This is a genomic window from Sporosarcina cascadiensis (genome assembly GCF_009650995.1).
GTDB classification, from domain to species: domain Bacteria; phylum Bacillota; class Bacilli; order Bacillales_A; family Planococcaceae; genus Sporosarcina; species Sporosarcina cascadiensis.
The window spans coordinates 40,652-56,587 of the sequence record NZ_WHVV01000015.1; the positions used below are offsets into that span (position 1 = coordinate 40,652).

A 15,936-nucleotide genomic window follows, 5' to 3' on the forward strand; every position below is an offset into this window, starting at 1 on the left:
GCCACCTTCTATGCTCTTATGCGTTTGTTAAACTAGACTTCTCATCTAACTGCACTGACACCATTTCTTAATACACCTATTTTGCTACTGGAAATTTCGATTGTATCGCCTTCTTGCAAAGTGAACTCATTCGGCGGCACGATACATGTTCCTGTCATTAGTGCAGTGCCTGGTAAAATATCATTCTCAAAAACAAGATAATGAACGAGTTCCTCCAATTTACGTTTCAATTGATTGACATAGGCCGTGCCTTCGAACTTCTGCTCTCCTCCTCGTAAGATTTTGCAAGTAATATCGATTGAATAAGGATCTTCGATTGCTTCAGGCATTAAAATCGCCGGACCAATTGAGCCGGAGTTTTTCCACATCTTGGCTTGCGGTAAGTATAATGGATTTTCACCTTCAATATCACGACTACTCATATCATTTCCGAGTGTATATCCAATGATCTCCTCTTTCTCCCCTATGATCAATGTCAGTTCAGGTTCAGGTATCTGCCAATTTGAATCACTTCGAATATAGACATCTTCATTTGGTCCAATGATTCTGCGTGCTGTAGACTTGAAGAAGATTTCCGGTCGCTCTGCATCATAAACTAAATCATAAAATGTCTGTTTCTGCTCTGCCTCTTTCTTCGTTTCGAAATTTCTTGCTTCTCTGCTTTTTTGGTATGTAACTCCTGCAGCCCAAATTTCTTCAGGCAAAATAGGAATGCTAAGATCGAGACTTTCTAAGCTCAATTCACTTTTATTTAAACCTTCTCTCTTAATATATTGGTCTGCTGTAAGATTGGAATCTTTTAGTTTATAGTAAAAGTCCGTATAGTTATCTTCCTTGATTACATATACATCCTGCTGTGACGTAACTAATGCTGACTTGATACTACCTTTTTCATGAAACTTTATATATCTCATTTTTAGTTCTCCTTTTAGTTTAGATTAGCCCCTAATTCTTGGGATATACTGTCTACACATATTTTCAGCAACTCTAAGTGCTTCAACTCTATTTCTTTAGTGAAGGTACTTTTCGGTGTCGATACACTGACTGCAGCGACCACACTGTTTGTATGATCATATATCGGCATGGCAAAACAGATTATTCCATACTCATTTTCTTCATCATCAACTGCATAGCCGTTCTCCTTAACATGTACGAGTTCTTCTAGATAATCAGCCCGATTTAAGATTGAATTATCTGTTGCTTGAATGAACTCGTAGCCATCCAATAATTGATTTAAACTACTGTCAGGTAAGTAGGCTGCCAGTACTTTTCCAACCGCACTACAATGCAGAGGGACTTTTCTGCCAATCCTAGAATAAATCACAAGTGTATTATGTCCGTTAATTTTATCTATATAGATTGCTTCTTTGTCCAATAACTTCACTAAATGAACTGTTTCATTTGTCGCTTTATTCAATATTTGTAAATGTCTTGATGCCGCTGTTTTTATGTCCAACTGGCTGAGCAACAGATTTCCCCGTTCATATAGTTTCCAACCCAATGAATAATCTGCAGTTTCTTCATCTTGGGCAATATATCCGTATTCTTTCAATGTTTTCAATAGCGCATGAACGGTACTCTTATTAAGCTCTACCTTTGCACTTATTTCCTTTATGCTAAGCTCTTTATTTATTTCATCGAAAACTTCCAAGATCTTAATTGCTCTCACTACTGACTGAACAAGCCCCATCTCTATCACCTTTTCATAGCTAGTTAGCAATTATTACAAGTAAGCTTCATCTGCTTCTTCATAAACCTGAATCGGAACAACTCCTTTAGAGGCATCCGTATGTCCTACCATACGATTGACTGCTGCCACTAATTTCTGACGTTGTTTCATATTCGTTATCCGTTTTTCGAATAATTGCTTTCGATTTTCATTATCTTTGATATTCTCCTCATATACAACTTGGTCGTTCAGTTCCTTCACTAAGTCAATAAAGTGATTGCGCAATTGAAGATGCAGTATATCACCGGTTTGTAGATAACCGATACCTCCTCCGTCCATTGCTTCAGGCGTCATATGTCCGATTGCTGCACCGTATGTAACCCCCGAGTAACGGCCATCACTGATGATAGTACAAATTCTTTTCAAAGTACGGTTAGCATTAATATGCTGCATCGGTGTAAACATTTCAGGCATCCCGAAAGCGAGCGGCCCCTGTCCTGCAATAATAAGCGCTATCTTCAAAATACCCTGTTTTGTCATCTCATCGAACAGTGTATTATAGTCAAGTTCTTTCAGTTCTTCATATTGATCAGGTGCATTAAATTTAGCGACAGCTATTAAGTCCTCAGAACTGAATAATTTGTTGGACTTCATATTTTCAATTAATTTAGAGTCCAGAAGACTTTGGTTCGCCTGGTCTTCATTATCAAAAAACAGAACAAAAGCCATCTTATTATCAAATTGATCTAGTTGCGGTGTAGGCATACCACTAATCTTTACGACCGCACTTTCAAAGAAGTTGCCTCGCAAGACATCTACACCACTAAATGGTCTTTTAGGATTGCTCATAATAACGGCATTTTCTTCAACATTATCTGCTGGAAGACTCTCGCTGTACACCAGCCTTTCTCTCCACGTCGTACCCGTTATGGTTAAGGAATCCTGATTCATATTCACTCCATTATTGAGTAACTCATAGAATAGTGTTTCCATCCCGCGGCTAGTGTCATCACAGCATTGCATCGCCAATGAAAAGATATCGCGTCCTTCTGTTAAGGAATAATTAAAGAGATCGGGTATTGGTTGTTCTTTTAAAATCTTTTCGACATCAAAGAGTGTAAACTCATATCCTGCATAGATCATCGCTGCTACCATATGCATCATTAGATTCGTCGAGCCGCCAGACGCGCTATGAATACGTACTGCATTTTCAATATTGGACCTCACTAGTCTTGATACACCAAATTCCGGTTTATTAATCATGACAGCCATCGCATCTATTGCTGCATTGACCTGTTGCTGATTTGGCGGTTGTGTCAATAGTTCTAATGCTGGATGCACTAATCCCATACCTGCGACTAGATGCCTTGAACTGTTTCCTGTTCCGTTAAACGCACAGACACCGCCTTTTGTATCGCAAGTAGCTGCGGCCAAACGGATTTCCAAATATTTATGTTCTTCTTGGGTAATAATACCTCTCTCAACAGCTCTCTCAAACACACCTTGGAAGGAAGTATTTGATGAGCATTGGAGAATATAATCCATTGTATCCTTCAAGTCTTCCGCAATCTCTTGATGGTTCATTTCAATCGCTTTGTCATATACTGCGTTCAGCTTCTTGACAACATCTTCTGGGATTGTCCCCCCTTGGAGAACGTGTGCAGGCGCAAACGTGGCGAAGAATGGAGCATCCCCCCTAAATTGTCTTAGTCTATCTAGATGAGCAAGGCCGCTAACCACACCGAGCGGCTGCTTGTCACATCCTTGGATAACGAACGCTCCGTGATAACTATGCGCTTCCAATTGATTTACAATCATCTGGGCCACTGCGTTTCTGCTTTGCAAAGAATAGCTCATCCCTTGATTAGACTGGGCAGTGCCGTCACACATGACGGGAGTTGAAAAGTAGAATGGAACACCACCATTTTGCCAGATACGAACAGCGGCTCGTGAAGAGGTCATATAATCCATTATATGAGCCGGGTGATCTGCAGAACCGCCAATTATTGCAATTCTTGGAGCATCTTGTTCCAGCCTCAACACGATATTCTCCAATGTCCAATCGGGTGTACCGCCTTCGTAAAGCGGGCCAAGTATTTTTTTAGCATTGTCCAAAAGGCCTGCCACAGTAATAGGTTCATTAGCTTTTCCTTGCACATTTTCTTTATAAGGGTTTATTCTACTGTGCATATGAGGAAACAACATTTTTATCACTCCAATTAAAGATTAATCCAAAAACACCAACGAGAAGCCAGGGATAAATGATACTATTAACAAAATAACGATCATTGAGATGATAAACGGAAAAATAGCTTTGGAAAGTGATTCCATACTTACCCCTGAAATACTGGAACCGACAAACAGGTTGACCCCAACAGGAGGGGTAATAAATCCGATTGCTAAAGAGATGATCATAATAATACCAAAGTGAACTGGATCAAACCCAACTGCAGTGGCGATCGGCAGTAAGATGGGTGTTAAAATAATAATTGCCGCAATCGTATCCATAAAACATCCTACTATCAGTAACAGTGCGATAATTAATAGAATAATAATAAATGGCTCGGTAGATAACGAAAGGAGATAGTTTGCTATTTTAATTGGCATTTGTTCCATCGCCAATAGCTTTCCAAATCCCGTTGCGCTGCCCACAATAATTAAAATGGTTGCCGTCATTAGAGCAGAGTCGACAAACGTCGCATAAATATCTTTCATTTTTAGTTCTCGATAAACGAATGCTCCGATGATAAATCCAACAAATACCGCAATTGCTGCCGCCTCTGTCGGAGTGAATATTCCACCGTAAATACCGCCAAGTATGATGACAGGGATAAGCAGCGACCATTTCGCCAACCAGACTTTCTTTACAATATTATTGAAAGAGATCTTTTCTGTGCTGCCTTTGTAACCAGCCTTTTTTGAATAATAGTAGGCATAAATCATTAATCCTAAACCTACCATGATTCCTGGAATAATTCCTGCCATGAACATGTCACCTATCGAAACGCTTCCCGAGACTCCATACATAACCATTGGAATCGAAGGTGGTATTATGACACCGATCGAACCAGCCGACGCAACAACAGCTGTTGAAAATCTAATATCATATCCTTTTCTTACCATGGCCGGTATCATGAGTCCCCCAACTGCTGCCACTGTAGCGGGCCCTGATCCCGAAATCGCCGCAAAGAACATGGATGTGACAATTGCTGTCATTGCCAGGCCTCCTGTTACAGATCCTACTAATGATTCTGCAACGGCGATCAGTCGTATAGATATACCTCCCCTTCCCATAATTTCACCAGCTAAAATGAAAAATGGTATGGCCAACAGAGGAAAAGAGTTTGTAGATGTAGTCAACTCTTTAATGATGAACTCTACTGGGATAGATCCGTCAATAAGAAGGGCTATTATTGCTGATAGACCTAGCGCAATTCCAATGGGGACAGTTAGTATCAATAGAACTGCAAATGATACAAAAATTAATAATCCCATTCTATCTCCCTCCTTATAATCTTGGTATATCGTTATCAATTATTTCTTCACTGGCTCGGTACATCTGAGTTTCAATATACATTCTTTGTATCAAGCGGATAGAAGTTAGAAGCATTCCGATAGGCATTCCCAAATACATGATTGACATGGAAATCCCAATGGAAGGTGCTACTTGCCCTGTACCTTTTATAGCCTGGTAAATAGAAAATCCGTAGTAAACAGCAAACAGTGCAAAAAATAAAAACAGTATATTTGCTATCATATTAACTATATATTTTCCGCGTCGTTTGAATACCGTAAGTAGCGCTTCCACTCGAATATGTTTTGCCCGTTTCACTCCATAACTAATTCCTATGTAAATAAGCCAAACGAAGCAGAAACGTGCTAATTCCTCAGACCAGGTTAATGAACTTTCTACCACATATCTCATAAAAACCTGCAAAACTATTACCACTGTCATAATCATCAGCAATATGAATAAAATCACACGTTCCACATTATGATCTACCCACCTTAAGACTGGCATTTAATCGCCCCTCTCACCTACTTTTTATTGAAAAAGCAAGTTAATCTTAATTAACCTGCTTTTCATTTTTGCTAACATTTACTTTTATTCTGCATTCTTAATTTCATTTAAGTATTTCTCAACGAACTCTTCCCCAATGCTTGACTTGTGCTTTTCGATAACTGGCTGTACAGCTTCTCTGAACGCTTCCAATTCTTCATCGCTGACTTTGTTGTATTCCATTTGTCCCTTCAATTCCTCTAGCGCAGATTTTGCAGTTTCACGAGAAAGTTGACGGTTGTGCTCCCCTGCTTCAATCGCCGCACTCTCCACAATTTCTTGCTCTTCCGGTGTTAAGCCATCCCATGTTTTCTGGCTGATTAAGAAAATGAACGGAGAATAGATATGATTTGTTTCGGTTAGATACTTTTGAACTTCTGGATACTTTTCTAATAAGATTGTAGGATAAGGATTTTCCTGTCCATCAACCGTTTTCTGCTGCATTGCTGTGAACAATTCCGTGAATGCCATTGGTGTAGGATTTGCACCCATAGCTTTCCAGGCGCCTAAATGAATATCGTTCTCCATTGTACGAATCTTCAAGCCCTTCAAATCTTCGATTGTCTTAACAGGACGTTTACTATCTGTGAGCTGACGGAATCCATTTTCCCACCAAGCTAGCTGTTTTACACCTTGTTCACTCGCCTTTTCCGCCAGTTCATCTCCAATTTCACCTTGCAACACTTTGTCAACAACATCTGTGTTTTTTAATGTGAACGGAAGATCGAACACTCCATATTCAGGAACAAAAGAAGTAAATGGCGCTGTAGAAGGGATTGTGATTTCCAAAGTACCAAATTGAAGCATTTCAATTGCTGAACGATCATCTGCAATTTGTCCTGAATGGTAAATCTCAACATTTAATGAATCAGTTTTTTCTTCAACTAACTCTTTAAATTTTTCCGAACTCTTATACAGTGGTGTCTTGTCGTTTAACCCAAGACTAATTCTTAACTTTTTCGTTTCACCATTACTTGCTGCTTTGTCATCTCCTGTCGCTGCATCTGCACTGCCTTCAGTGTTATCACTCTTATCATTCCCGCATGCTGCCACAAATACAGTCAAAAGCAATAAAGAAAATATTAGCATTAGATTCTTTTTCAATATAAACTCCCCCTCATTTTGTAATAATGAACGCTATTTTGGTATTACGACGATAGGTAACCGCTTTCATTACATATTTACTTTCTTTATAAACTTTTCATTACATTAATACTGCTGAAAATTGTTCAGAGTACTATGACTGCTCTAACTGCAAGAGTTGATAATCATCATTCAGAAATAATCCCGCATCCACAACCCCTGGAATCATCTTTAATTGCTCATAGATACGTACTGGTGGTTCACTGAATTCTTTTGATACGTCTGCAATATAGTTTCCGTTGTCGGTAACAAAATTGCATTTTCCGTCTTTCCTTAAGTCCGCACCGTACCCCATATTTCTAATTAATTTAATTGTATGGGACGCATTAAAAGGGACAATTTCCAAAGGAATAATCTGACCCGAAAGACATTTGGCTAATTTAGAGGAGTCAGCTAGAATAAAACGCTCTTCAGCCTTTATTAATACTTGCCTTTCACGAAAAAGCGACCCACCACCTCCTTTAATTAAATTGTAGTTTTCATCTACTCTATCTGCGCCATCGAATGCCTGATTAATAACAAGTATTTCATCAATATCAATCAGGTGGAGTCCAAGTAAGCCAGCCTGTTTTTCAATTTTTTTCGAAGACGCGATGAATTTCAGATCGAGCTTCTCTTCATTTACACGCTTTACTAATTGGTCAAGAAAAAATCCAATAGTTGAACCTGAACCAAGGCCGATAATAGAATGATTCTTTACTAAAGTGCAGGCAATACTAGCCAGTTTTCTTTTTTCTTCGATATTCACATTCTTATTATATGGATTTACCATTCAGCAACCGTCCCATCTGCATGACGCCACACAGGATTCTTCCAATTATGACCTTCCTTTTGCTTTACTCTTACAAATTCTTCGTTAATATCAATACCTAAGCCTGGCTTTGTCAGATTCCGTGCATAACCATTTTCGAAATGAAAAACGGATGGGTCCTTCAGATAATCCAGTACGTCATTTCCTTGATTGTAGTGAATACCTAAACTCTGTTCTTGTATAAATACGTTGTGGCATGTCGCATCTACTTGCATGCAGGCTGCCAAAGCTATCGGTCCTAAAGGACAGTGCGGAGCGACTGCTACGTCATATGCTTCAGCCATTGAAATGATTTTCTTACATTCAGTTATGCCGCCTGCATGAGATAAGTCTGGCTGAATAATATCGACATATCCTTCTTGTAGAATCTTTTTAAATTCCCATCTGGTGTACATTCTTTCCCCCGTTGCAATTGGAATATTGCTGTGTCTTGCAATTTCCTTTAATGCTTCATTATTTTCAGCTAAGACCGGCTCTTCTATAAACATTGGGCGAAATTGCTCCAACTCCTTAGCCAATATTTTTGCCATAGGTTTATGTACGCGCCCATGAAAATCAATTCCTATACCAAAGTCAGTACCCAACTCTGCTCTAATCAGTGCGACTCTCTCCAGCACATTGTCGATTTTCGAGTAATTGTCTATAATTTGAAGTTCTTCGGTTGCATTCATTTTAATTGCCTGAAACCCATTCTCCTTAGCTTTCTTTGCCTGATCGAGGATATCTTTAGGCCTGTCTCCACCTATCCATGAATAAACCTTAACTTTGTCTCTGCAAGCACCACCCATTAGATCGGATATCGGTGCATTATAGTATTTCCCTTTTATGTCCCATAGCGCCTGATCAATTCCCGCTATAGCACTCATGAGAACAGGACCACCCCTATAAAACCCTGACCTATACAATAAGTTCCAAATATCTTCAATTCGCATAGGATCTTTTCCAATCAAGTATTCACTGAGTTCATGAACGCATGCTTCTACAGTTGAAGCACGCCCTTCCACAATTGGTTCTCCCCAGCCTTCCAGCCCATCGTCTGTGGTAATTTTTAAAAATAGCCACCTGGGTGGGACCTTAAAAGTTTCTATTTTAATTATTTGCATGCTTTTACCTCACTGAATCGATCAACGAAGCTTTTAGCTTTCTCACCAAGTGCCTCAAAGTTTCCTGAGTTTATTAGTTGTTGATCCAATAGTGAGCCTCCTACCCCGACCGCTATCGCACCATTCATTAAGAAGTCGCCCATATTATTAGCATCAATTCCACCTGTCGGCATCATGGGGATGTGGCCAAGCGGACCTTGTAAATCTTTGAAATAGCCTGGTCCTAACGTTGTTGCCGGAAAAATCTTTACTAAATCTGCCCCTGCAGTATAAGCTGTAATAATTTCGGTTGGCGTGTATACACCCGGTATCGAAATACATCCATATCGGTTAGCCGTCTGAATTACCTCTACATCTAAACTTGGCGAGAAAATAAAATCAGCTTGTGCATCTACAGCCATTTTCGCTGTTTCTTTGTCAAGTACTGTACCGGCACCAATTAATATTTGTTCGCCATAAAGCTTCTTAGCCGTTTTAATAATGTCGTAGCTATTTTCGCTGTCGGCAGTGACCTCCAGTACCCTAATTCCATTCTCTACCAAAGTTTTGATCACATCATTAACTTTGTCTGGGTTAACTTTCCTCAATACTGCTACTACACCGTTTTCCTCAATGAATTTCAGTTTATCCCACTTCTTCAATGTAATGGATTACCTCCTGACATCTGAAATAAATTTGTTATCTAATTCTTCGTTGAGTTCCTCCAGCGAAGGAAGGCCTTCTACATCCCCATGTTGTTGGATGACTCTTGAACCCAGCACATTTCCGTATCGTACGCACTGATCCAGTCGATTATTGAGCAAGAGGCCATGAACAAAACCTGCTGCAAATGCGTCGCCTGCACCAACCGGGTCAACTATCTTATCTACATGCACGACCGGAATTTCCATATTATTACCATTTTCATAAACTAAAGTGCTGTCACTACCGCGTTTAATAACAATAATTTGATTAGCGTTTGTCTGCAGTGTACGAAAGATATCTTGGATTTCCGTTTGATTTGTTAAGAAAGAAGCCTCTTCTATACCTGCTAAAATATAATCAGATCTTTTTGCTATATCATTTAATACAGTAAATGCTTCTTCTTTGTCCCAAAGTTTAAAACGAAGATTGGGATCAAAAATGACTTTGACATCATTTTGCCGGGCAAATTCTATTGCCTCAAACACAAGTTCCCGGCACGTGTCACTTAAGGCGGGAGTAACACCTGTAATATGAAGATACTTTAAATCTTTAAAAATACTTTTTGGCAGATCTTCTTTAGTCATACGACTTGCTGCGGAATTCTTTCGATAATAATATACATTCATAGCATTGCTGAACTTTTGCTCCTTGAATAGCAAACCAGTCGGCGCGTCTTTCGTAACTTTTATATGAGAAGCATCGATACCTTCAGCTCTAATACTTTTAAGAATACGACGCCCGAATGGATCATTGCCAATTTTGCTCATATAGGAAACTTGGTGTCCAAGTCGTGAGAGACCCGTCGCAAAGTTGGATTCCGCACCACCTACCTTCTGAAATATCTGAGGCAAATCTTCCAGATTTCCAATGTCGTGGGTTTGAAATATTACCATTGATTCACCAAACGTAAAAACGTCGGTCATTTGGTTTCACTTCCTTTCTGCTCTGTGGCCTCCAAATTCGCTTCGTAATGCTGCCACTACCTTTCCGCTAAAAGTGTTTTCCTGTAACGAACGGTTGCGCATCATTAATGACAAAGCTGTTACCGGGACCGGAACTTTGAGGTCCATTGCTTCTTCAACAAACCATTGCGCTTCTCCAGATGCATTCATTTTTCCTATTATGGATGTTAGCTCGGGATCCTTCCTAAATGACTCTTCAACAAGCTCCATAAGCCAACTTCTAATTACTGACCCATTATTCCAAAGTCTAGCTACCTCTTTGTAGTCAAATTGATAGGAACTTTCATTTAATACTTCAAATCCTTCAGCAATAGCTTGCATCATTCCGTACTCAATCCCGTTATGAACCATCTTCAAGTAATGACCACTGCCAATCTCGCCAGTATACAGGAGTCCATCCTGGCAACATAACTTTGCCAAGAATGGTTCAATGCGCTGAAATGCGTCCAAGTCTCCACCAACCATAGCGCACAGACCATCTCTTGCTCCTGACACGCCACCACTGGTTCCGACGTCGAACAAATTAATACCCGCTTTTTTAAATTTTTTATCCCACTCTTTAATATCTTTGTAATATGAGTTGCCACATTCAAGTACTGTCGCCCCTTTTGGAAGGGCTTTCAAAAGTATATGCAGCATCTTTTCAGTTTCATGACCATGAGGAATTAAAATAAAAACTATATCTTCGGGCTTTATTCGTTGTATAAATGGCTTCCACTCAGTGAAAAGCTCAAAGTTCTTGGTTTGGAATTCTTTTTCGTTAAGCAATTGTCTTTTAACTTGCGGAAGGATATCATAACCAATTACTTGATATTCATTATCTAAAATATTACCTGCTAACTTGCTACCCATTTTCCCTAAACCGATCAAAGCTATTTTCAATATAATTCTCCTCTCATTCATTATTAACAAACTACGTTTTGAAGAAACTTCGTCGTTCATTAATACTGAACGGCGTTTTGGTTTTTAGATAGAAGATGATATCGATTTTAATCTAGTTACTATCTCTTTGATTTAACCAACTTGTCAGTAGACTTTATGTTTAATATGATTATTTTATGTCTATATTGTGAAGTTGATTTTAAGTATATTCAATCTTGTCAGATAAATCAATAACTTTTTTCTATTTGTTCGTAATTAAACAAAACTATTGAAATTATTGTTTATCTTATTTTACGAATCAACAAAGATGTAAATTTTCGGATAAAGTAGAAAGACCTTGTTAATTCAACATTGGAAGTAGGTATCTTTGTACTAACCTTACAATCTAACTATAAGTCTTTTTTGACTTATTTTTTATAATTATTTGCAGTAATATTTCTAAAGAACCAGAACCCAGAACTACTCCTGCAATAATAAATATTAAACCAATAAAGTGGGCAGCCAAAATAGGTTCTCCCAGAAATATACCTGCCCCCATTAAAGAAAAAAAAGTATTTAAATTTAAAAAAATTGAAGATTGAGCTGCACCTATTTTTTTTATAGCAGAATTATATACCATATGGCCAATTGCAGTGGCCAATAGGGCAGAAAAGAAGAAGATTGCCCATACAGATGGAGTGCTTTTAAATAAACCATTGAGACCATTTGGTTCTTTAATAAGCGCAATTAGAAATAAAATTAGCGCGCCTATAAAGAACATGTAGCCCGTCAACAATCTGGGGTCCATTGTATTAGAAGCTTTTTTTATGAGTATGAAGCTAAATGCTTGCGAAAAGATAGCAATAAATATCTCTATGTCACCAAACGATACCTCCCCCAGTGTTCCGCTTCCCGCCAATATGATTACGCCCACTCCGATAGACCCCAATAGAAATCCACCAAATCTTGCCACTGTCATATTCTCTTTCAAAATTAAAATTGATAAAATAGCTGTAAGCAGCGGTCCTAGCCCTAGGATTAGCCCTCCATTTGCTGCTGTTGTTCTTGTCAACCCTTCTGATAGAAAGTAGTGATGGACAACAACATTTGTTAACGCACCTATCATAATATATAGCCATTCTTTTCTTAACGGCAAACGAACTTTTCCGACAAGAAATAATATGAGAAATACTAAAGATGAAGCTGTAAGTATTCGTATAGACGTAATTGTAATGGGATCAAAGTAATTAACTAGATATTTAACAGCTGAGACGTTAATACCCCAGATGAGCATAACAATGACAAGAGTCATTAATACTTTTATATTCTTCATAACAGTAGCCTTTCTTCTGCATATTTAAAACTCTTGATTACTATTTGTAGAGTGCTAGGCCTCCTCCTTCCATTTAATTAATATAATTTTTCACTTTCGATGCTCCCTTCCAAATAACAAAAAAAGTTTAGCGGCAAAAAAACTGATAATTCAAAACCGTATTTATGGGCTAATTATAGAAGTTAAAAAGATAATGTCAATACCATAACAAGGAAATCATCTTCTTAAATGGGAAATACACCAGAAATAGAAAACGGATCTAGAAAGTAATCTTATATATATTCAAAACAATAGACATCCTCAAATTGCACAAATTGTATAGTAATTTTTGTGATCATATTCTATGAAAAAAACTCGAAATTAACCATAATCGAAATGACTAACTTTATTTTTCTAGATGTGTTTATATTATAAGGCATGTTGGTATCTATAGATAAAGAAGCAAGCATTAATTTGGTTATGATTCTTCCAATCTACAGAAGCCAAAAATATTTGAGCTGAAAGGCACACTAGTTTCATAGGGTATGCCTGGCACTATCCTGTTCTTCTGCTGTGTGATGACTTTAGTATAAATGAATCACCTCATTCCTGTTTAATAATCTACATATTTTTACGAGAACTTCTGGCAGCAAGGTTTTATAAGACATTCATTTTAACAGGACTATAGACTTCTCAAATAATTATCAATACTACCCTAGTATAAATGGTTCATTTAATACAATCTTGATGTTTGACCATGCAAAATCACTTTGTTACCATGAAATAATTCTTTTATTTACCAGGCATTTACTAATGACCTGACTATGAGGAGGAGAAAAATTGGCAGATACTAAAAAAGGGCTTTCCCGGCGTGATTTCCTGAAAACAAGCGGAATTGCGGCCGGTACACTGGTCGGCGGCGGGCTGATCGGCGGCTTGGTAGGCTACAATGTCAAGAAGAGCGATTCCGGTACGGCTGTTGCACCTGAACCCGGCCATTCAGATGCCGACATCAATCGTGGGCTGATGTTTTTTCAGAAACGACATGATTTCGATGTATTGTCCCAGGCCGTTGAACGCATTTTCCCGGAAGATGAACTGGGACCAGGCGCGATTGGGTTAGGCGTGCCTTATTTTATTGATAACCAGCTGGCAGGCAATTATGGCAGCAACGCAAAAGAGTATATGCAGGAGCCTTTTTTCGAAGGCGGTCCGACGCAGGGCTACCAGACGCGCCTGCCGAGATCCGAGGTCTTCCTTGCGGGGATAGCTGCCATGGATCAGGAAGCGAATAAACGCTTTGAAAAAAGTTTTATTGATATCGAAGGACAGCAGATGGATGAAATATTGACCGATTTGCAGAAAGACAAAATTGAGATGCAAGGTGTATCTTCTTCGTTTTTCTTCAAATTGCTGCGCGGCGCAACGCTTGAAGGCGCCTATTCCGATCCTCTCTACAACGGGAACGTGAATATGGAAGGTTGGAGGATGAAAGGATTTCCCGGCCATCAAATGTCTTATATCAATGTGATTGAAGAGGAGAAATTCCAGAAAATCGAACCGAAATCTCTAAGTAGCATGCAGCATTAATAAAGGGGGAAGAACATTGGCAAAAACTTTAGATAAAGTAGACGTAGTAACAGTCGGCGTCGGCTGGACAGGCGGCATCATCGCGGCCGAATGTGCCAAAGCCGGTTTGAAAGTCCGCGGGCTGGAGCGCGGAAAAAACCGCGGAACGGAAGACTTTTCGATGGTTCATGACGAATATCGTTATGCATTCCGCTATGAGCTGATGCAGGACCTCTCGAAAGAAACCATCACGTTCCGCAACAATGCGAAGCAGCGGGCATTGCCAATGCGGCAGCTGGGTTCCTTTTTACTCGGCGAAGGTTTGGGCGGAGCAGGCACTCACTGGAACGGGATGACCTATCGTTTCCTGCCCTACGATTTCCAGATCCGTTCAGAAACTGAAAAGAAATATGGCAAGAGCAAAATCGGTTCTGATTATTTACTTCAGGACTGGGGTATTACATATGACGAGCTGGAACCTTATTATGATAAATTCGAAAAGACAATAGGGCTCTCCGGAGAAGATACGAATCCTTTCTGGGGAAAGAGATCTTCAGATTTCCCGACACCTGCCATGAAAAGAACACCTTTGCTCAAAAAGTTCGAAAAGGCAACGACCGATCTTGGATATCATCCATATATGGTCCCTTCGGCCAACCTTTCAGAACCGTATCAAAATCCGGATGGCGCAAGCATCAACGGCTGCCAATACTGTGGATTTTGTGAACGGTTCGGCTGTGAATATGGAGCAAAATCATCACCTGAAGTAACAGTTGTCCCGACAGCCAAGAAGACCGGTAATTACGACATCACCTTCCATGCAAATGTTGTGGAAGTCTTGAAACAGGGTGACAAGACGACAGGTGTGCGCTATGTCGATACATTGACAGGCGCTGAATACATCCAGCCGGCAGATGTGGTCGTGCTGACAAGCTATATGATGAACAATGCGAAATTGCTGATGGTCTCCGATATTGGAGAACAGTACAACCCGGAAACCGGCAAAGGAACACTCGGCAAGAACTATTGCTATCAGATCGAGCCGGGGGCTACAGGCTTTTTCGATGAACAAATGAACACATTCATGGGTGCAGGAGCTCTTGGAATGACGATTGATGATTTCAATGGCGACAACTTCGATCACAGCAATCTCGATTTCCTTCACGGCGCGAGCATTTCCTTCGTACAATCCGGAAGCCGGCCGATCGGAACGAATCCGATCCCATCCGACGTTCCGCTCTGGGGAGCCGAGTTCAAGAAAGCATCGGTCCATAACTTCACACGCGCACTGGATGTGTTCGGACAAGGCGCTTCCCTGCCGCATAAAAACAATTATCTGTCACTTGATCCGACGTATAAAGATAAGTATGGTGTCCCTCTCCTGCAAATGACGTATAACTTTACGGAACAGGACCGCAATTTGCATAAATTCATTACCCAGAAGACTGTGGACGTAATGGAGGCAATGGGCGCGAAGAAGACAGAGGGCGGCGGCATGCTGGAAGACTATGATATCGCTCCTTACCAATCGACACATAACACCGGCGGCACAACGATAGGGGATGATCCCAATACGAGTGTCGTGAATAATTACTTGCAGCACTGGGATATGGAAAATTTATTCGTCGTCGGCGCCGGAAACTTCAATCATAACAGTGGATATAACCCGACAGCGACGGTCGGGGCACTTGCTTACCGCGCAGCGGAAGGCATACAGAAATACCGTCAAAAAGGCGGATCACTCGTTTAAGAGAGGATGAAT

General features: G+C 39.9%; 14 protein-coding genes. 2 read left to right on the forward strand and 12 right to left on the reverse strand.

All coding sequences use genetic code 11. The features are described from left to right. Window positions 1-41 precede the first annotated feature (41 nt). The 12 genes from GDZ68_RS14430 to GDZ68_RS14485 form a co-directional block, all read right to left on the reverse strand. Complete coding sequence (locus GDZ68_RS14430; RefSeq protein WP_153723013.1) at window positions 42-914, reverse strand: fumarylacetoacetate hydrolase family protein; 873 nt, start codon at window positions 912-914, stop codon at window positions 42-44. Between the two features lie 14 nt (window positions 915-928). Continuing rightward, window positions 929-1,690, reverse strand: a complete 762-nt coding sequence (locus GDZ68_RS14435; RefSeq protein WP_153723014.1) for an IclR family transcriptional regulator — start codon at window positions 1,688-1,690, stop codon at window positions 929-931. Between the two features lie 33 nt (window positions 1,691-1,723). Next, window positions 1,724-3,874 (reverse strand): dihydroxy-acid dehydratase domain-containing protein, encoded by a 2,151-nt coding sequence (locus tag GDZ68_RS14440; protein WP_228551123.1) that lies wholly within the window; start codon window positions 3,872-3,874, stop codon window positions 1,724-1,726. Between the two features lie 21 nt (window positions 3,875-3,895). Next, window positions 3,896-5,164 (reverse strand): TRAP transporter large permease, encoded by a 1,269-nt coding sequence (locus GDZ68_RS14445; protein WP_153723016.1) that lies wholly within the window; start codon window positions 5,162-5,164, stop codon window positions 3,896-3,898. A 13-nt stretch (window positions 5,165-5,177) separates the two neighbouring features. Then, window positions 5,178-5,660 carry a TRAP transporter small permease gene (locus GDZ68_RS14450; RefSeq protein WP_194841182.1) on the reverse strand — a complete coding sequence of 161 codons (483 nt, stop codon included), beginning with the start codon at window positions 5,658-5,660 and terminating at the stop codon, window positions 5,178-5,180. Between the two features lie 114 nt (window positions 5,661-5,774). Continuing rightward, complete coding sequence (locus GDZ68_RS14455; protein WP_228551124.1) at window positions 5,775-6,833, reverse strand: TRAP transporter substrate-binding protein; 1,059 nt, start codon at window positions 6,831-6,833, stop codon at window positions 5,775-5,777. 133 nt (window positions 6,834-6,966) lie between these two features. Then, window positions 6,967-7,644 carry a ribose 5-phosphate isomerase A gene (rpiA, locus tag GDZ68_RS14460; RefSeq protein WP_153723018.1) on the reverse strand — a complete coding sequence of 226 codons (678 nt, stop codon included), beginning with the start codon at window positions 7,642-7,644 and terminating at the stop codon, window positions 6,967-6,969. Continuing rightward, window positions 7,638-8,786, reverse strand: a complete 1,149-nt coding sequence (gene dgoD, locus GDZ68_RS14465; protein ID WP_153723019.1) for a galactonate dehydratase — start codon at window positions 8,784-8,786, stop codon at window positions 7,638-7,640. The genes rpiA and dgoD overlap by 7 nt, the downstream gene beginning before the upstream one ends. Continuing rightward, window positions 8,777-9,427 (reverse strand): bifunctional 4-hydroxy-2-oxoglutarate aldolase/2-dehydro-3-deoxy-phosphogluconate aldolase, encoded by a 651-nt coding sequence (locus tag GDZ68_RS14470; RefSeq protein ID WP_153723020.1) that lies wholly within the window; start codon window positions 9,425-9,427, stop codon window positions 8,777-8,779. The genes dgoD and GDZ68_RS14470 overlap by 10 nt, the downstream gene beginning before the upstream one ends. 9 nt (window positions 9,428-9,436) lie before the next feature. Next, on the reverse strand, window positions 9,437-10,393 hold the full coding sequence (locus tag GDZ68_RS14475; protein ID WP_153723021.1) for a sugar kinase: 957 nt from the start codon (window positions 10,391-10,393) through the stop codon (window positions 9,437-9,439). A gap of 6 nt (window positions 10,394-10,399) precedes the next feature. Continuing rightward, window positions 10,400-11,314, reverse strand: coding sequence for a phosphogluconate dehydrogenase (NAD(+)-dependent, decarboxylating) (gene gnd, locus GDZ68_RS14480; RefSeq protein WP_153723022.1), 915 nt, complete (start codon window positions 11,312-11,314; stop codon window positions 10,400-10,402). Window positions 11,315-11,699: 385 nt separating this feature from the next. After that, window positions 11,700-12,626, reverse strand: coding sequence for a DMT family transporter (locus GDZ68_RS14485; protein ID WP_153723023.1), 927 nt, complete (start codon window positions 12,624-12,626; stop codon window positions 11,700-11,702). Window positions 12,627-13,445: 819 nt separating this feature from the next. Here GDZ68_RS14485 and GDZ68_RS14490 point away from each other — a divergent pair. After that, the gene (locus GDZ68_RS14490; RefSeq protein ID WP_153723024.1) at window positions 13,446-14,195 is read left to right on the forward strand and encodes a gluconate 2-dehydrogenase subunit 3 family protein; all 750 of its coding nucleotides are present in this window, start codon (window positions 13,446-13,448) and stop codon (window positions 14,193-14,195) included. Window positions 14,196-14,211: 16 nt separating this feature from the next. Then, complete coding sequence (locus tag GDZ68_RS14495; protein WP_153723025.1) at window positions 14,212-15,924, forward strand: GMC family oxidoreductase; 1,713 nt, start codon at window positions 14,212-14,214, stop codon at window positions 15,922-15,924. Window positions 15,925-15,936: the final 12 nt, after the last annotated feature.

Bases quoted from the DNA above. Each gene is read 5' to 3' on its own strand.
- GDZ68_RS14430 (WP_153723013.1), bottom strand. From the start codon at position 914: ATGAGATATATAAAGTTTCATGAAAAAGGTAGTATCAAGTCAGCATTA.
- GDZ68_RS14435 (WP_153723014.1), bottom strand. From the start codon at position 1,690: ATGGGGCTTGTTCAGTCAGTAGTGAGAGCAATTAAGATCTTGGAAGTT.
- GDZ68_RS14440 (WP_228551123.1), bottom strand. From the start codon at position 3,874: ATGTTGTTTCCTCATATGCACAGTAGAATAAACCCTTATAAAGAAAAT.
- GDZ68_RS14445 (WP_153723016.1), bottom strand. From the start codon at position 5,164: ATGGGATTATTAATTTTTGTATCATTTGCAGTTCTATTGATACTAACT.
- rpiA (WP_153723018.1), bottom strand. From the start codon at position 7,644: ATGGTAAATCCATATAATAAGAATGTGAATATCGAAGAAAAAAGAAAA.
- dgoD (WP_153723019.1), bottom strand. From the start codon at position 8,786: ATGCAAATAATTAAAATAGAAACTTTTAAGGTCCCACCCAGGTGGCTA.
- GDZ68_RS14475 (WP_153723021.1), bottom strand. From the start codon at position 10,393: ATGACCGACGTTTTTACGTTTGGTGAATCAATGGTAATATTTCAAACC.
- GDZ68_RS14485 (WP_153723023.1), bottom strand. From the start codon at position 12,626: ATGAAGAATATAAAAGTATTAATGACTCTTGTCATTGTTATGCTCATC.